Genomic DNA, 16912 nt, shown 5'->3' with positions numbered 1-16912 from the left:
AGGTTCTAGTGCGGTTTGGTGGCACTCGTTACAGCGCGACCCATGAGTATCCGTCAGAGTCATAGACGTGCTCGCCGTACTCTCTCCCGGCCAGGGTTCCCAGAAGCCCGGCTTCCTGACCCCCTGGCTCGACGTGGCCGGCGCCGAGGCCCGACTGCGCTGGTTCTCCGCGCTGGCCGGGGTGGACCTGGTGCACCTCGGCACGAAGGCCGACGCGGAGGAGATCAAGGACACCGCGCGCACCCAGCCGCTGCTGGTGGCCGCGGCCCTGCTCGCCGCCGAGCACCTGCCCCTGCACGACGTCGCCCTCACCGCCGGGCACAGCGTCGGTGAGCTGGGCGCCGCGGCCGTCGCCGGCGTGCTGTCGCCCGAGGCGGCGGTCACCCTGGCCGGCGTACGCGGGCGGGAGATGGCCGCCGCGTGCGCCCTGGAACCGACCGGCATGGCCGCCGTCCTCGGTGGCGACCCCGACGAGGTGCTCGCCGCGATCGCGGCGCACGGGCTGCACCCGGCCAACCGCAACGGCTCCGGCCAGGTGGTCGCCGCCGGTTCGGTCGCCGGGCTGGACAAGCTGGCCGCCGAGCCACCGGCGAAGGCCCGGATCATCAAGCTCCAGGTGGCCGGCGCCTTCCACACCCCGTACATGGCCCCGGCCGAGGCCGCCCTGGCCCGGGTCGCCGCCGGGATCGTCCCCGCCGACCCGGCCCGCATCCTGCTGTCCAACCTCGACGGCGCCGCGGTCAACCACGGCCGAGAGCTGGTGCAGCGGCTGGTCCGTCAGGTCACCGCGCCGGTGCGCTGGGACCTGTGCATGCGTACGCTGGCCGACCTCGGCGTCACCGGGGTGATCGAGCTGCCGCCGGCGGGCACCCTCGCCGGCCTGGTCAAGCGGGAGCTCAAGGCCACCGGCGCACCCGAGATCGTCACCCTGAACACCCCCGACGACCTGCCCGCCGCGCGTGACCTCATCGCCCGGCACAGCGGACTGCGCGGCCACGAGCCGGTGATCCAGTTCCGGGTGGTCGTCTCCCCGGCCGCCGGCACCTTCGCCCCCACCCCGGGGCTCGCCGAGGGTGCCGACCTGCGGGCCGGCCAGGTGATCGGCCAGGTAGCCACCCGACAGGGGGCGGTCGAGGTCACCGCGCACGACAGCGGGCTGCTCACCGAGTGGCTCGCCCACCACGACGACCCGGTCGCACCGGGCCAACCCCTCGCCCGCATCGGGGGACCCGCGTGAGCCCTCGGCCGTCGCCGGGCCCGCGTACCCGGCGGTCGCGAACGAAAGGACAGCACCGATGACCGGCAGCCGGATCGTCGCGCTCGGGCACTACCAGCCGTCCCGGGTGGTGACCAACGACGACCTCGCCCAGCTCGTGGACACCAACGACGAGTGGATCAGGGACCGGGTCGGCATCGTCACCCGGCGGATCGCCGGTGACGAGACGGTGGCCGACATGGCCACCGCCGCGGCCGGCAAGGCGCTGGCCAACTCCGGGCTCACCGCCGCCGACATCGACCTGGTGGTGGTGGCCACCTGCACCTCGATCGACCGCAGCCCGAACGTGGCCTGCCGGGTCGCCGCCAAGCTCGGCATCACCGCGCCGGCCGCGTACGACGTCAACACGGCCTGCTCCGGCTTCGCGTACGCGCTGGGCACCGTCGACCACGCGATCCGCGCCGGCGCCGCGCGCAACGCGATCGTGATCGGCGCCGAGAAGCTCTCCGACTTCACCGACTGGACCGACCGGTCGACCTGCATCATCTTCGCCGACGGGGCCGGTGCCGCGGTGGTCACCGCGACCGCCGACGGGGAGCCGGCCGGGGTCGGCCCGGTGGTGTGGGGCTCGGTGCCGGAGAAGAGCGACGCGGTCCGCATCGAGGGCTGGCGGCCGTACATCGCGCAGGAGGGCCAGGCGGTCTTCCGCTGGGCCACCACCGCGCTGGCGCCGCTGGCCCTGCAGGCGTGCGAGAAGGCCGGCGTCGCCCCGGCCGAGCTGGCCGCCTTCGTGCCGCACCAGGCCAACGCCCGGATCATCGACGGCATCGTGAAGCGGCTGAACATCCCCGACGCGATCGTCGCCAAGGACATCGTCGAGTCCGGCAACACGTCCGCGGCGAGCGTGCCGCTGGCCCTGTCCAAGCTGGTCGAGCGGCGGGCGGTGCCCAGCGGCGCCCCGGTGCTGCTGTTCGGCTTCGGCGGTGGCCTGACCTACGCCGGTCAGGTCGTCCGCTGCCCCTGAAGACCCCCCGTGGGCGAACCCGCCCGCAGGAACGACGACCGGCGACGCCGGTCGTCAGGAATCCCCGATGAGAGGAACGAACCGCAATGACCCGTGACGAGATCACCGCCGGCCTCGCCGAGATTCTCGAAGAGGTTGCCGGGGTGAACCCGGACGACGTGGCCGAGGGGAAGTCCTTCACCGACGACCTCGACGTCGACTCGCTCTCCATGGTGGAGGTCGTGGTGGCGGCCGAGGAGAAGTTCGGCGTGAAGATCCCGGACAACGAGGTGCAGAACCTCAAGACCGTCGGGGACGCGGTCAGCTACATCGCGGCGCAGTCCTGATCATGGCGCGCACCGACGTCGTCGTCACCGGGCTCGGCGCGACCACCCCGCTGGGCGGGGACGTCGCGTCGACCTGGGACGCCATGCTCGCCGGCCGCTCCGGGGTGAGTGCGCTCACCCAGGAGTGGGCCGGTCAACTGCCCGTCCGGATCGCCGCCCAGCTCGCGGTCGAGCCGTCCGAGGTGCTCGACCGGGTCCGGCTGCGCCGGCTGGACCGCTCCGAGGCGATCGCGCTGATCGCCGCGCAGCAGGCCTGGGCGGACGCCGGCCTGGCCGACTCCGGGCTGGACCCGGAGCGGCTGGCGGTGAGCGTCGGCTCGGGCATCGGCGGCGCCACCACGATGCTCGCCCAGGACGACATCCTGGAGGCGTCGGGCCCGCGGCGGGTCTCCCCGCACACCGTGCCGATGCTGATGCCGAACGGCCCGGCCGCCTGGGTCGGGCTGGAGCTCGGCGCCAAGGCCGGCGTGCACTCGGTGGCCAGCGCCTGCGCCACCGGCGCGGAGGCCATCGCGCTCGGCCTGGACATCATCCGCGCCGGCCGGGCCGACGTGGTGGTGGCCGGCGGCACCGAGGCGGTCATCCACCCGCTGCCGATCGCCGGCTTCGCCTCGATGCGGGCGATGTCGACCCGCAACGACGAGCCGGAGAAGGCCTCCCGCCCGTGGGACAAGGGCCGGGACGGCTTCGTGCTCGGCGAGGGCGCCGGGGTGGTGGTGCTGGAGAGCGCCGCGCACGCCGCCGCCCGCGGCGCCCGGGTGTACGCCCGGCTGGCCGGCGCGGGGATCACCTCCGACGCGTACGACATCGTGCAGCCGCACGCCGAGGGCGAGGGCGCGATCCGCGCAATCCAGAAGGCGCTCGCCGACGCGGACGTCGCGAAGATGGATGTCATGCACGTCAACGCGCACGCCACCTCGACTCCGGTGGGCGACATGCTGGAGATCGGCGCGCTGCGCAAGGCGGTGGGCGACCACCCGGTGCTGTCCGCGACGAAGTCGATGACCGGGCACCTGCTCGGCGCGGCGGGCGCGTTGGAGTCGATCGCCACCATCCTGGCCATCCGGGACGGGGTCGTCCCTCCGACGATCAACCTGGACGACCCGGACGACGGCCTGACCCTGGACGTGGCCGCGCACAAGCCGCGACACATGGAGATCCCCGTCGCGCTGAACAACGCCTTCGGCTTCGGCGGGCACAACGTGGCCCTCGTCTTCACGCGGGCCTGACACACCACAGCCTTGGAGGCCGGAGTGACAAGCACCGCCGTCGGCCGGGGAACGTCCACCGCGGACCATCGGGATCCCGAGGCGCGGCTGCGGGCCCTGTTCGACGCGGGGTCGCTCCGGCTCTCCGGCCCCCGGGACGCCTCCGGTGTGCGCTGGGCGCGGGGTGAGATCGACGGCACGCCGGCGGTCGCGTACGTCACCGACGCCACCCGGATGGGCGGCGCGATGGGCGTCGACGGCTGCCGGCACATCGTGGACGCGATCGACACCGCGGTCCGGGACCGGGTGCCGGTGCTGGGGCTGTGGCACTGCGGCGGCGCCCGCCTCCAGGAGGGCGTGGTCGCCCTCGACGGGGTCGGGCAGGTGTTCGCCGCGATGGTCCGCGCCTCGGGGCGGGTGCCGCAGATCTCGGTGGTGCTCGGCCCGGCCGCCGGCGGCGCCGCGTACGGGCCGGCACTCACCGACATCGTGGTGATGAGCGGAGCGGGGCGGATCTTCGTCACCGGCCCCGAGGTGGTCCGCTCGGTCACCGGCGAGCAGGTCGACATGGAACGCCTCGGCGGCCCGGAGGCGCACGGCCGCCGCTCCGGGGTCGTGCACGTCACCACCGACGACGACGGGTCCGCGCTGGTCGAGGCCCGCAGGCTCGCCGCGCTGCTGGGCCGGCAGGGCCGGTTCTCCCCGGACGACGTGCCGGTCGGCGACGAGGGCCACGACCTGACCGCGCGGATGCCGGCGCAGGCCAACCGGGCGTACGACGTGCGACCGGTGGTGACCGCGCTGCTGGACGCCCCCGGCGTGGAGTTGCACGCCAAGTGGGCGCCGAACGTGGTCACCACGCTGGGCCGGTTCGCCGGTCGCACGGTGGGCGTGGTCGCCAACAACCCGCTGCGGCTGGGCGGTTGCCTCGACGCGGCCAGCGCCGAGAAGGCCGCCCGGTTCGTCCGGATGTGCGACTCCCTCGGCGTGCCGCTGATCGTGCTTGTCGACGTTCCCGGCTACCTGCCCGGCCTCGGTCAGGAGTGGGACGGCGTGGTGCGGCGCGGGGCGAAGCTGCTGCACGCCTTCGCCGAGGCGGTGGTGCCCCGGGTGACCCTGGTGACCCGCAAGGCGTACGGCGGGGCGTACATCGCGATGAACTCCCGTTCGCTGGGCGCCACCGCCGTGTACGCGTGGCCGAACGCGGAGGTCGCGGTGATGGGGGCCAGCGCCGCGGTGAACGTGCTGCACCGCAAGCGGCTCGCCGCCGCGCCTGCCGAGGAGCGGGAGGCGCTGCGGGCCCAGTTGGTCGAGGAGCAGATCCGGACGGCCGGTGGGGTCAACCGGGCGCTGGAGATCGGCGTGGTGGACGACGTGATCAAGCCGGCGGAGACCCGGCGCCGGATCGCCGAGGCGCTCGCCGACGCGCCCGCCGCCCGGGGCGCGCACGGCAACATCCCGCTGTAGCGGCCCGCCGCGCCGGCGGCTGCGGGTCAGCGATCGACGCACCTCACCGGCGGCGGCGGGTCAGCGATCGGCGCCGCCTTACCGGCGGCAGCGGGTCAGCCATCGGCACGCCTCACCGATCGGCGCCGCCTCACCCGTGGCGTGGTCAGCCGCGGTTGCGCGGATGCCGGCGGGCCTGCCGCTCGTTGCCCCGGCGGTAGTTGCCGGTCCACCGGGCCATCACCAGTTGCGGATCGTCGGCCACCTCGGCGAGGAACTCGGCGGCCCGCGCGCCCCGCAGCGTGCCGGCCGGCCGCCCGTGATGGGTGATCACGACCGTGCCGTCCGCCCGCTCGACGTACTGGAAGCCCTCCGCCTGCCGTCCCATGCCGGTCAGGGTGCCAGCGACCGTGCCCCGGGCGCATCCGGGTTTCCGCCGGGCCGCGCGACGGGGCTCCGGCCGCTAGGGTGAGGCCGCTGAGCACCCCGTCGAGGAGTACGCCGTGGAAGCAACCGAGATCCGTAAGCTCGCCGCGCTGGAGGACACCCACTGGTGGTACCGGGAGCGGCGGGCGCTGCTCGCCCGGTCGCTGCGCCGGCTGGCCGCCGCCGGCGTGCGGCCGGAGCGGGCGCTGGACATCGGCGCGGCCGGTGGCGGCAACACCCGGGTGCTGCGCGCGCACGGCTGGCGTCCGCTGGCCCTGGAATACAGCGCGGAGGGCGCCGGGGTGGCCCGCGAGCGCGGGCTGGACGTGATCCGGGCCGACGCCCGGCACCTGCCCGTGCCCTCGGCGGCGTTGGGCCTGGTGGTGGCCTTCGACATCCTCGAACACTTCGACGAGGACCATCTCGCCGCCGCCGAGATCCGCCGCGCCCTGCGTCCGGGCGGCACCGCCCTGATCGCGGTCCCCTGCGACATGCGGTTGTGGTCGGCGCACGACGTGGCGGTCGGGCACGTCCGTCGGTACGACCGGGAGTCGCTGCGGGCGGTGGTGGAGAAGGCCGGCCTGGTGGTCGACGAGCTGTCCAGCTGGAACGTGGTGCTGCGCCCGGTGGCGGCCTGGCGGCGGCGCACGTCCACCGGCAGCGACCTGGACGACCTGCACCCGGTGGTGAACCTGGGCCTGCGGGCGGTCATCACCGCGGAGCGGTACCTGCCGGTGCGGTCGCTGCCGGGGGTGTCGCTGATGCTGCGCGCCCACCGCCCGGCCTGACCGGTCAGCGCAGCCGGTAGACGGCCACCCGGGAGTTGGCGAAACGCAGGTCGGCCAGGCCCGCCAGGGCGGGGGACTCCGGGGCGACCTGCCGGTCGACGACCAGCCAGCGCACCCCGTACCAGTCGCGCAGCTCGGCCAGGCCGGCGGCGGTGGGCGCGGTGAACGCGGCGTCGTTGCGGCGCAGCAGGTCCTGGTCCCAGAACGGCGCCGCCACCCCGCCCGGCAGGCCGACCATCCGGGGGGCGAAGGCCCAGCCCTCCACCAGCACCGACCGCTGCGCGTACGCGCTCAGCCAGAACAGCCGCGCGTCGCACCGGCCGTCCCGGAGCACCTGCCGGCAGTGCGCGTTGGTGGCCAGCACGTCGCCGGGCGCGCTGTGCCCGTGCACCCAGCGGGCGCCCTCCACCAGCGAGGCTGGCATCGACGCCCGCGCGTACGCCCCGCCGTTGGGCTGGGCCCGGGCCGCGGCGACGTCGAGCACCAGGCCCGGCGCGCCGGCCACCAGCACGCCGGTGAGCAGCACCAGCCCGCCCCGGCCGGCCAGGCCCCGCCAGTGCCGGGCGAGCAGCCACCACAGCACCCCCAGCAGCAGCGCGAGCAGCGCCAGCGCGCCGGCCCAGCGCAGCAGCGGCAGCAGCCGGTCGAACCGCGGCCCGGCGGTCGGCGCCACCGGGTAGCGGAGCTGGACGGCGGTGAGCAGCGCGGCGAACCCGGCCGCCGCCACGCCGAGCGCCACCCGGCCGCGCCGGGACAGCGCCGCCCGGTCGGCCACCTCCACGAAGCCCCAGGCGGACAGGAGCACCCCGAAGGCGAACCCGGCCCGGGTGAAGTACTGGTTGCTGTTGCCCGGGTGGCGCAGCATCAGGTGGATGGCCGGGCCGGCGAGCGCCCCGCCGAGCAGGAACAGTTGCACGCGTTCCAGCCGGAACCGCCGCCGCCACAGCAGCGCCGCGACGCCGGCCAGGCGCAGTTGAAGGCTGAGCAGGAAGGCCAGCACGGTGCCGGCCCAGACGGCGGCCGGCGGATACGCCTCGGTGCCGGCGGTGTAGACCCGGAGGCTGTAGAACGGGTCGATCGCCACCCCGTGGTTGGCGAAGGCGAACAGCACCGCCGTGGCGAAGAGCTGCGCGGCCAGCGCGAGCAGCACGAGCAGCGGCACGGTCCAGGTCAACCGCCGGGTCAGCAGCAGCCCGGCGGCGGTGAACGCCAGCGCGGCCAGCACCACCGGCACCGAGCTGGCCTTCGCCCCGGTCGAGCCGGCCAGCAGCAGCACCACCAGCAGCCACGCGCCGGGCCCGAGCGCCGGCACGGCACTGCCCCGGGCCCGGCCGATCCGGTCGGCGACGGCCGCGATCAGCGGCAGCAACAACACCCAGCTGTACGTCATCGACGGGCTGCCCCACACGATGAACGTCGCCTGGGTGCCGAACAACTGCCGGACCCCGTTCTCGAACCCGAACTCCCCCACCGTGAACATCAACGCCGCCGCCACCGGACCCACCCACGCCCGGCCCGACACCCGCCAACCGACCACCCCGACCAGCACCACCGCCAACGCGCACCACGCCGGCACCGCCAACCGGAAGAACACCGTCGGCAGATCCACCCCACTCACCAGACTGCTCGCCGCCAACTGCGCGAACCCGAACCAGTGATAGTGCAGCGGCTCCCCCGCCACCTGCGGCACGTCCAACGGCACCTGATGCGTCGCCGCCCCCGCCACCGACAACTGGAACGCCAGATCGATGTACTGCTCCTGCCCCTCCGAGCGGGGCAGGACCGGGGTGGTGGTCAGGAACGAGCCGGCGAGATACCCGGTGAAGCCGACCACCACGGCGGCCAGCGCCCACGCCCACCCCGTCGCGACGCGTACCGGGTAGCGCACCCACCAGTGCCGGCGCAGCCGGGGCAGCACCGCGAACGGCACCAGCACCACCAACGGCCACAGCCACAACCAGCGCCCCGCACCGACGGCCACGAACACCGCCCACGCCACCAACTCCAACACCAGCCCGACCACCGCACCGAACGCCAGATCCTCCACCAGCGTGAACGGCCGCGACCGCACCGCCCGGAACACCAACGTCCCCGGCACCACCACCCACCCCACCGCATAACCCGTGTACGCGATCAGGTCGACCAGTGGCGTGCCGACGGCCAGCAGGACCGCCGCGAGCACGGCGTAACCGGCCAGCGCCGGCAGGAAAGCGAACCGGGGCGCGCGGGCGGGGGGCGCGTCGACCGGCCGGACGGGGTCGGCGACGGCGAGACCGCTCACCGGAGGGTGTCGGCGTACGCGGCCGGCTGCCCCTCGGCGCGCGGCGCATCCCCGGCCACCACTCGGGCGGCGGGCTCGGCGCCGGTCCCCGGGCCGGGGCGCGGCACGGCGTCCTCGGCGGTGTCCGCCACCACCTCCGCGCCGCCGGCCGGGCGCACGTCGTCGGCGGTGTCGGCGGCCACGAAGTATGCCGGACGGCCCTGCACCGCAGTGTAGATCCGGGCGACGTACTCACCGAGCAGGCCGAGGCAGAGCAGTTGCACCGCGCCCAGGAACAGGATCGCCACGTAGAGCGAGGGCCAGCCGCTGACCGTGGCCCCGCCCAGCCAGGCGGCCACCGCCAGCACCACCAGCACCCCGCAGACCGCCACCCCGGCCAGCCCCAGCCAGGTGGCGAAGCGCAGCGGGGCGGCGGAGAAGCTGGTCACGCTCTCCGCGGCCAGGCCCACCATTCGCGACAGCGGGTACTTGGTGCGGCCGGCGGCCCGCTCGTGGCGCTGGTAGGTCACCTCGCCGCTGGGGAAGCCGAGCCAGGGCACCACCAGCCGCAGCACCGGGCTGCGCTCGGGCAGCTCCCGCAGCGCCTCCACCGCCGCCCGGCTGAGCAGCCGGAAGTCGCCGGCCTGGGCGGTCACCTGCTTGCCGACCAGCCGGCGCATCAACCGGTAGTACGCGCCCGCGGTCCACCGCTTGAACGCGCCGTCGGTGCTGCGGTCGACGCGGACGCCGTACACGATGTCGAGGTCCTCGGCGCGGGCCCGGCGCAGCATCTCCACGATCGTCTCGGGCGGATCCTGCAGGTCGGCGTCGATGCTGACCAGGTAGCGGCCGTGCCCGCGCAGCAGCCCGGCGACCAGCGCGGCCTGGTGGCCGCTGTTGCGGCGCAGCCGCACCACGCGCAGGGCGGGCCAGCCGGCGCGCAGCGCGGCCAGCCCGGCAGCCGTGCCGTCCGTGCTGCCGTCGTCGACGGCCACCACCTCGTACGGCTCGCCGAGGTCGTCGAGGACCGCCCGGAGCCGCCGCGCGAACAGCGGCAGCACGCTCTCCTCGTTGAACATGGGCACCACGACGGAGAGCAGTGGTTGCGGGCGGGTGGATCCCACGTCGACCTCCGTCACAGCCGCGTCGGCGAACGCGACGGACGCTACCAGCCGGAGCGGGTCCCCGCCGTCCCACGCGGGCCGGTCCCACGGACGGACACCGCTGGTCAGCGCAGCCGGTAGACGGCCGTCCGGTCGTTGTCGAAGCGCAGCTCGGCCAGCCCCGCGAGGTCCGGCGACTCCGGCTCGACCTCGCGGTCGACGACCAGCCAGCGCACCCCGTACCGGTCGCGCAGCTCGGCCAGGCCGGCGGCGGTCGGGGCGGTGAACGCCGCGTCGTTGGCGCGCAGCCGCCCGGGCTCCCAGAACGGCGCGTACGGGCCACCGGGCAGGCCCACCATCCGGGGGGCGAACGCCCAGCCCTCCACCAGCACCGCGCGCTCGGCGTAGGCGCTCAGCCAGAAGCTTCGGGCGTCGCACCACCCGTCGACCACCTGCCGGCAGTGCACGTTGGTGGCCAGCACGTCGTCCGGGTCGCTGTGCGCGCGGACCCAGCGGGCCGCCGCCACCCGGGAGGCCGGCATCGGCACCACCGCGTACGCCCCGCCGTTCGGGTGCTGCCGGCCGGCCGCGGCGTCCGTGACCAGGCCCGGCGCGCCGGCCACCAGCACCCCGGTGAGCAGCACCAGCCAGCCCCGGCCGGCCAGCCCGGGCCACCGCTCCAGCAGCGCCGGCCAGCTCAGCGACACCAGCAGGACCAGCACCAGCAGGGCGGTGGCCCACCAGAGCAGCGGCAGCACCGGACGGTACGCGGGGTCGCTGGTCACGGTGGCCGGGTGGCGCAACTGCACGGCGGTGAGCGCGACGGCGAAGCCGGCCGCCGCGAGGGCGAGCAGCAGCCGGCCCCGTCGCGGCAGCGCGGCCCGGTCGAACAGCTCGGCGTAGCCCCAGGCGGAGAGCAGCACCCCGAAGGCGAACCCGGCCCGGGTGAAGTACTGGTTGCTGCTGCCCGGGTGGCCGACCAGCAGATAGACGGCGGGGCCGGCGAGCGCCCCGCCGAGCAGGAACAGCTGCACCGGCTCCAACCGCCAGCGGCGCAGCCGCAGCAGCGCCACCACGCCGGCCAGCCGCAGCTGGAGGTTGAGCAGGAAGGCCAGCCCGACGGCCAGCCAGATCACCCCGGTGAGCAGGGCCGGACGCCCGGGCACGTCGCCGACGTACGGCCGCAGCCCGGAGAGCGGGTCGACGGTCACCCCGTGGCTGGCGAAGGCGAACAGCACCGCGGTGGCGAAGAGCTGCGCGGCCAGCGCCGCGCCCACCGCGACCAGCAGCGCCCGGGGCATCCGCCGCCGCACGGCCAGCAGCACCACGGCGGTGAACGCCAGCGCGGCCAGCACCACCGGCACCGAGCTGGCCTTCGCCCCGGTCGAGCCGGCCAGCAGCAGCACCACCAGCACCCAGGCGCCCCGGCCCAGCGCGGGCACCGCGCTGCCCCGGGCCCGGCCCACGATCTCACCGAGCGCCGCGATCAGCGGCAGCAGCAACACCCAGCTGTACGTCATCGACGGGCTGCCCCACACGATGAACGTCGCCTGGGTGCCGAACAACTGCCGGACCCCGTTCTCGAACGCGAACTCCCCCACCACGAACATCAGCCCGGCCGCGACCACCCCGGTGAACGCCCGGCCACTGACCCGCCAGCCGACCACCGCGACCAGCACCACCGCCAACGCGCACCACGCCGGCACCGCCAACCGGAAGAACACCGTCGGCAGATCCACCCCACTCACCAGACTGCTCGCCGCCAACTGCGCGAACCCGAACCAGTGATAGTGCAGCGGCTCCCCCGCCACCTGCGGCACGTCCAACGGCACCTGATGCGTCGCCGCCCCCGCCACCGACAACTGGAACGCCAGATCGATGTACTGCGCCTGGGTCTCGGTGCTGGGCAGCACCGGGTTGAGCTTGAGGAAGGACTCGGCCAGGTAGCCGGTGAAGCCCGCGACCACGGCCACCACCGCCCAGGCCCAGCCGGTCGGCACCCGCGTCGGGTAGCGCACCCACCAGTGCCGGCGCAGCCGGGGCAGCACCGCGTACGGCACCAGCACCACCAGCGGCCACAGCCACAACCAGCGCCCCGCACCGACGGCCACGAACACCGCCCACGCCACCAGCTCCAACACCAGCCCGACCACCGCACCGAACGCCAGATCCTCCACCAGCGTGAACGGCCGCGACCGCACCGCCCGGAACACCAACGTCCCCGGCACCACCACCCACCCCAGCGCATAACCCGTGTAGCGGAGCAGATCGACAAGCGGCGTGCCGACGGCCAGCAGGACCGCCGCGACCACGAGGTATCCGACCAGCGCCGGCAGGGCGGTGCGCCCGGCGCGGCGGGCGGGGGCGGCGGTGCGGGCGTCGCCGGTGACGAGCGCGGTCACCGCGGTCAGCCGGCGCAGGTGCTGGCGGGCAGGCCGCTCACCGGCACCGGGGACCGCCCGGTGGGCCGGGCCTTCCCGGCCAGCACCGCGGCGAGCCCGGTCATCGAGGCCCGGGTGGAGGAGTACGTCGCGTACAGCGCCGGCGACTTCGCCCCCGCCAGCACGTACGGGGTGTCCATGGCCACCGTCACCGCCGCGTCGGCGCGCAGGTCCCCGGCGCCGTCGCCGTACCCGACCAGGTGCACCACCGTGCCGCCGGCCGGGACCACCTTCACCCCGGCGGCGGTCAGCGCCTCGGTCAGCGCGGCGCGGGTCCGGTCCCGCCCGTCGGAGGAGGTGACGGTCACCGGGCCGCGTACCGGGGCGCCGCAGGCACCGCGCAGCTGGGTCACCGCGGCGGCGGCGAGCGCGCCGGCCGCCTGCACGTGGGCCGGCGCCGCCAGCGTGCTCAGCGCCGGGGTGGGCCGGCCGGCCAGCTTGAACTTCATGGTGAGCACCCGGGTGGCCGCGTCGACCAGCCGGTCCCGGGGCAGCGAGCCGTCCCGCAGCGCGGCGAGCAGCCCGTCGTACGCCTGGGTCAGGTTCGGGGTCATCAGGATGAGGTCGTTGCCGGCCTTCAGCGCGCGGACCGCCGCCTCACCGGGCGACCACCGCTTCGCCGGGGCCATGTTCATCCCGTCGGTGATCACCACGCCCTGGAAGCCGAGCTGCCCGCGCAGCACGTCGGTGAGCAGCTTGTGCGAGAAGGTCGCCGGGGTGCCGGGGTCGACCGCCGTGACGTCGAGGTGGGCGGACATCACCGCCATCGCCCCGGCGTCGATGCCGGCGCGGAACGGCGGGAACGCGGTGCGGTCCAGCACCGCGCGGGACTGCGGGACCACCGGCAGGTCGGTGTGCGAGTCGGCGGGGCTCAGGCCGTGCCCGGGGAAGTGCTTGACGCTGGCCGCCACCCCGGCCGACTGGAGGCCCCGGACCGCGGCGGCGACCTGCGGGGCGGCGCGCTGCGGGTCGGCGCCGAAGGACCGGGAACCGATCACCGTGCTGCGGGTGACCAGCACGTCGGCGACCGGGGCGAAGTCGAGGTTGATGCCGACCGCGGCCAGCTCGGTGCCGGCGGCCCGCCAGGCGGCCTCGGTCAGCTCCGGCCGGCCCGCCGCACCGGCGGCGAGCGCGCTGGGCAGCGGGGTGACCCCGTTGGTGAGCCGGGTGACCACCCCGTACTCCTGGTCGGTGCCGATCAGGAAGGGCGCGTCGCCGGCCGGCAGCCGGCCGGCGGCCTCGCGCAGCCCGGTGGTGAGCTCCCGGACCTGCTTCGGGTTGTCCACGTTCGTGGTGGCCTGGTTGCTGCTGGTCGGGTCGTCGGCGCTGAAGCCGACCAGGATCACCCCGCCCAGGCGGTACTTCGCCACCATCTCGGCGGGGGTGTCGACCCCGGCCATGGCCCGGTTGCCGGCCGCCGAGCCGGGCGACACCTTGGTGGCGGAGCTGCCGTACGCGTAGGGCATCAGCACCTGGCCGACCAGGTCCTCGTCGCTCAGCCGCCCGACCAGGCCGGCCGCCCGCGCGGCCGGCTCACCGCCGGGCGCCGGGACCGGGCCGGTGCTGGCGGAGGGGTCCGCCGCCGACGGCGCGGCCGACGGCGACCCGGCCGACGGTGCGGGACGGGGTCGCTCGGGTGCCCCGGAGCAGCCGGACCCGAGCAGCACGGTCAGGGCGGCGAGCGCGACGCCGAAGCGTCGCGGGGAAGTCGACACGCGGCCCATCCCACCAGCTTGGCGCGTATCGGGGCAACTCGGCCGGCCGGAGGCCGGCTCAGCCCACCCGGGTGAGCAGCGTCACCGGCGCGCCGTCCCCGGCGTGGCGGTACGGCTCCAGCTCGGCGTCCCAGGCGGTGCCCAGCGCCTTGTCGAGGGCGTGCGCGAGCGCCTCCGGGGCGCGGGCGGCGGCCATGATGGCGCGCAGCCGGTCCTCGCCGAGCTGGATGTCGCCGGCCGCGCCGACCGTGGCCCGGAACAGACCCCGGCCGGGCACGTACATGAACCGCTCCCCGTCGACGCCGGCGCTGGGCTCCTCGGTCACCTCGAAACGGATCATGGGCCACTGCCGGAGGGCAGCAGCCAGCTCGGCGCCCGTCCCCGGGCGGCCGGTCCACCCGCACTCGGCCCGGCGGGCGCCGGGATCGACGGGTTGTGTGGTCCACTCGAGGTTGACCGGCGCGGCGAGCACGCGCGCGATCGCCCACTCGACGTGCGAACACACGGCGAGCGGGGTCGAGTGGACGTATACGACGCCACGCGTTGGCACGGTGACCTCCCGGGGAGCGAGGTGCGTCTTCCCCTACGACCTCGTCCGGCGAGCGGCCCGTGCAACACATGATGACCTGCGTGACGGATGGTGCGCCAGGGAATCGAGAAATTCGCCGGACAAATTGCGAGGTGGAATGCCGGGACGGTCCACCCGGTTGAGCTACCCGGACGGGCACGATGACCAGCCGGGTGTCGTGGTCGTGTACAGTTCAGTCGGCGGGTTGTGCCGCCGCACATCTTCGCGGGCCGAGGTTCTCGCCGGGTCCGCAACAGCCCCCGGACGTTTCCGTCCTCCCGTACGTCTGCAAGGAGTACCTCCGTGGCGAGCAACACCTCTAAGACCGCGCGCGCGTCAGTCCGGGCCGGCCAGGCTGGCCAGGGTGGCGCACTCAGCGTGCTGGGCGAGTTCAAGTACCTCATCCCGCTCAACGGCGGCAAGCACGCCTACGTGCGCAACCTGACCAACGGCAAGACCGCGCACCTGCGCACCGACTCCGAGGCCTTCGTCGAGGAGATCCGGGTGCTGGCCGGGGCCGGCCACGCCGCCAAGATCCGGGCCGAGCTCAACACCCTCAACGCCGCCTACCCGGGCGACGGCTGGGACGCCACCGAGAAGCGCCTCGTCGAGGCCGGCGTCTTCGAGGGCTGAGCGCCCCACCAGCGACACCACGCACCGCCCGTCGGGGGTCACCCCGGCGGGCGGTGCTGCTTTCCGCCCGCCGGGGCGCTGCTTCCTACCTCCGGGCGGCGCTGCTTCCTGCCTGCGCTGCTGCTTCCTGCCTGCGGGCCCGTGCTGATTCCTGCCTGCGGACGTGCTGCTTTCCGCCCACGGCGGCGTTGCCCCTTGCCTGCGGGCCGCCGACGACCTGGCCCTGCCCCACCTGTGGCCCATCCCGGTGAATTCGGCGCTCCGGTCCGCTGCTCGGCGCTCCGGTCCGCTGCTCGGCACTCCGGTCCGCTGCTCGGCACTCCGGTCCGCTGCTCGGCACTCCGGTCCGCTGCTCGGCACTCCGGTCCGCTGCTCGGCACTCCGGTCCGCTGCTCGGCACTCCGGTCCGCTGCTCGGCACTCCGATCTGGTGCTCGCTGACCTGGCGCCGGCCAGCTGCCGCCAGGGGCGCGCTGGACCGGAGCCGGCGCGCCCGCCGCCGCCGGGGCGGGCCAGCTGCGGCCAACGGCACTGGACCGGAGCCGGCCGGCCGGGGCGCGCTGGAGGGGAGCCGGCGGCATCCCATCCGCGCCCTACCAACTTGACCTCACAAACGAATCACCGACCCCACTCATTGCCGCAAACCGGCGCAACCGAGCCGCCGAATGATTCGTTCACGACATCAAGTTGGTAGGGCGCGAAACGCACCCTCCCGGCCCGGGCAACGGCACGCCCGGACCTCTGCGACCAGCCCGCGCCGACAGCCGAACCGGGCTACCGACCAGGCCTCGCCGACCGACCAAGCCTCGCCGACCGACCAAGCCTCCCTGACCGACCAAGCCTCCCTGACCGACCAAGCCTCCCTGACCGACCAAGCCTCGCCGACCGACCAAGCCTCAACGACCAGGCCTCGCTGACCGACCAGGCCACGCCGGCCGACCAAGCCACGCCGCGAGCGCCAGCAGCGGCCAAGCCGCCGCCGTCGCGCCGAACCCCCGGCCCGCCGGCAGCCGGCAGCCGGCACCAGCGCCCGGACGGCCGGCGTCACTGTTCGATCAGGGTGACCTCGCCGGTGGCCAGGTCGTACATCGCGCCGACCACGGCCACCGTGCCGGCGGCGACCGGGCCGGCCAGCAGGTCGTCCTGCCGCAGCGCGTCCACCGTCCGCCGGACGTGCCGGCGGATCGCCAGCGGCTGGGCGTACGGATCGGTCACGTCGACCTCGGCCACCGCCGGGGCGATCTCCTCCACCAGGTACGCCAGCGAGCCGCCCGGCCGCCGGCCGGTGCGCAGCGCCTCGACCGCCGAGCCGACCGCGCCGCACCGCTCGTGCCCGAGCACCATCACCAGTGGCACGCCCAGTTCACCCACCACGTACTCGATCGACCCGCACACCGCCCGGTCCAGCACGTGGCCGCCGGTGCGGATCACGCAGATCGAGCCGAAGGTCTGGTCGAAGATCGCCTCCAGCGGCACCCGCGAGTCGATGCAGCCCAGCAGCACCGCGTACGGCTGCTGGTCGCCGGAGGCGGTGGCCGCGGCGGCGGTGACGTCGTGCCCGTGCACCGGCTGGCCGCTGACGAAGCGGCGGTTGCCGCTGAGCAGCTCGGCCAGCGCGGCGCGGGGCGTGCCGCCCGCGGCCGTCCGCCGGGGGCCCGGGCCGGGCCGGCCGGGGGCGGCCGGGGCGCCGCCGGCCGGCGGCGGTGACGTGGTCGGGACCATGCCACCAAGCCTGGTCATCGGCGTGACCGCAGGTGCG

The 16912-nt window shown here is 75.1% G+C and carries 14 protein-coding genes; 7 read left to right on the top strand and 7 right to left on the bottom strand.

Annotation, left to right across the window (positions count from 1 at the left end; all coding sequences use genetic code 11):
* Positions 1-67 precede the first annotated feature (67 nt).
* The 5 genes from K7640_RS18615 (at position 68) to K7640_RS18595 (ending at position 5241) form a co-directional block, all read left to right on the top strand.
* Positions 68-1237 carry an acyltransferase domain-containing protein gene (locus K7640_RS18615; protein WP_222956138.1) on the top strand — a complete coding sequence of 390 codons (1170 nt, stop codon included), beginning with the start codon at positions 68-70 and terminating at the stop codon, positions 1235-1237.
* Positions 1238-1295: 58 nt separating this feature from the next.
* Complete coding sequence (locus K7640_RS18610; RefSeq protein ID WP_222956137.1) at positions 1296-2240, top strand: beta-ketoacyl-ACP synthase III; 945 nt, start codon at positions 1296-1298, stop codon at positions 2238-2240.
* 86 nt (positions 2241-2326) lie between these two features.
* Complete coding sequence (locus tag K7640_RS18605; RefSeq protein WP_088972559.1) at positions 2327-2566, top strand: acyl carrier protein; 240 nt, start codon at positions 2327-2329, stop codon at positions 2564-2566.
* A 2-nt stretch (positions 2567-2568) separates the two neighbouring features.
* Positions 2569-3795 (top strand): beta-ketoacyl-ACP synthase II, encoded by a 1227-nt coding sequence (gene fabF, locus K7640_RS18600; protein ID WP_222956136.1) that lies wholly within the window; start codon positions 2569-2571, stop codon positions 3793-3795.
* A 24-nt stretch (positions 3796-3819) separates the two neighbouring features.
* Positions 3820-5241 carry a carboxyl transferase domain-containing protein gene (locus K7640_RS18595; protein ID WP_308042592.1) on the top strand — a complete coding sequence of 474 codons (1422 nt, stop codon included), beginning with the start codon at positions 3820-3822 and terminating at the stop codon, positions 5239-5241.
* Positions 5242-5386: 145 nt separating this feature from the next.
* Here K7640_RS18595 and K7640_RS18590 read toward each other — a convergent pair whose 3' ends face one another.
* Positions 5387-5608 carry a hypothetical protein gene (locus K7640_RS18590; RefSeq protein WP_222956134.1) on the bottom strand — a complete coding sequence of 74 codons (222 nt, stop codon included), beginning with the start codon at positions 5606-5608 and terminating at the stop codon, positions 5387-5389.
* A 115-nt stretch (positions 5609-5723) separates the two neighbouring features.
* Here K7640_RS18590 and K7640_RS18585 point away from each other — a divergent pair, with 115 nt between their 5' ends.
* On the top strand, positions 5724-6434 hold the full coding sequence (locus K7640_RS18585; protein WP_222956133.1) for a bifunctional 2-polyprenyl-6-hydroxyphenol methylase/3-demethylubiquinol 3-O-methyltransferase UbiG: 711 nt from the start codon (positions 5724-5726) through the stop codon (positions 6432-6434).
* A 4-nt stretch (positions 6435-6438) separates the two neighbouring features.
* Here K7640_RS18585 and K7640_RS18580 read toward each other — a convergent pair whose 3' ends face one another.
* From K7640_RS18580 to K7640_RS18560, 5 genes are all read right to left on the bottom strand, one after another.
* Positions 6439-8715, bottom strand: coding sequence for a hypothetical protein (locus K7640_RS18580; protein ID WP_222956132.1), 2277 nt, complete (start codon positions 8713-8715; stop codon positions 6439-6441).
* Positions 8712-9818: a glycosyltransferase family 2 protein gene (locus K7640_RS18575; RefSeq protein ID WP_308042591.1), complete on the bottom strand. Its 1107-nt coding sequence runs from the start codon at positions 9816-9818 to the stop codon at positions 8712-8714. The genes K7640_RS18580 and K7640_RS18575 overlap by 4 nt, the downstream gene beginning before the upstream one ends.
* A 104-nt stretch (positions 9819-9922) precedes the next feature.
* Positions 9923-12199: a hypothetical protein gene (locus K7640_RS18570; RefSeq protein ID WP_222956131.1), complete on the bottom strand. Its 2277-nt coding sequence runs from the start codon at positions 12197-12199 to the stop codon at positions 9923-9925.
* A 5-nt stretch (positions 12200-12204) separates the two neighbouring features.
* Positions 12205-13962, bottom strand: coding sequence for a glycoside hydrolase family 3 protein (locus tag K7640_RS18565; protein ID WP_222956130.1), 1758 nt, complete (start codon positions 13960-13962; stop codon positions 12205-12207).
* A 49-nt stretch (positions 13963-14011) separates the two neighbouring features.
* Positions 14012-14503, bottom strand: coding sequence for a DUF3145 domain-containing protein (locus tag K7640_RS18560; RefSeq protein WP_222956129.1), 492 nt, complete (start codon positions 14501-14503; stop codon positions 14012-14014).
* Between the two features lie 321 nt (positions 14504-14824).
* Between K7640_RS18560 and K7640_RS18555 the strand changes: the two genes are divergently transcribed.
* A complete protein-coding gene (locus tag K7640_RS18555) occupies positions 14825-15154 on the top strand; it encodes a hypothetical protein (protein WP_222956128.1) in 330 nt (109 codons plus the stop codon).
* 1043 nt (positions 15155-16197) lie between these two features.
* Here K7640_RS18555 and K7640_RS18550 read toward each other — a convergent pair.
* Positions 16198-16875, bottom strand: coding sequence for a carbonic anhydrase (locus tag K7640_RS18550; RefSeq protein WP_222956127.1), 678 nt, complete (start codon positions 16873-16875; stop codon positions 16198-16200).
* Positions 16876-16912: the final 37 nt, after the last annotated feature.

Origin of the sequence: Micromonospora sp. PLK6-60, assembly GCF_019890675.1 — a bacterium.
Lineage (GTDB): Bacteria > Actinomycetota > Actinomycetes > Mycobacteriales > Micromonosporaceae > Micromonospora.
This window is presented reverse-complemented; position numbering and strand designations above follow the sequence as displayed.

Bases quoted from the DNA above. Each gene is read 5' to 3' on its own strand.
- K7640_RS18610 (WP_222956137.1), top strand. From the start codon at position 1,296: ATGACCGGCAGCCGGATCGTCGCGCTCGGGCACTACCAGCCGTCCCGG.
- K7640_RS18605 (WP_088972559.1), top strand. From the start codon at position 2,327: ATGACCCGTGACGAGATCACCGCCGGCCTCGCCGAGATTCTCGAAGAG.
- fabF (WP_222956136.1), top strand. From the start codon at position 2,569: ATGGCGCGCACCGACGTCGTCGTCACCGGGCTCGGCGCGACCACCCCG.
- K7640_RS18590 (WP_222956134.1), bottom strand. From the start codon at position 5,608: ATGGGACGGCAGGCGGAGGGCTTCCAGTACGTCGAGCGGGCGGACGGC.
- K7640_RS18565 (WP_222956130.1), bottom strand. From the start codon at position 13,962: ATGGGCCGCGTGTCGACTTCCCCGCGACGCTTCGGCGTCGCGCTCGCC.
- K7640_RS18550 (WP_222956127.1), bottom strand. From the start codon at position 16,875: ATGGTCCCGACCACGTCACCGCCGCCGGCCGGCGGCGCCCCGGCCGCC.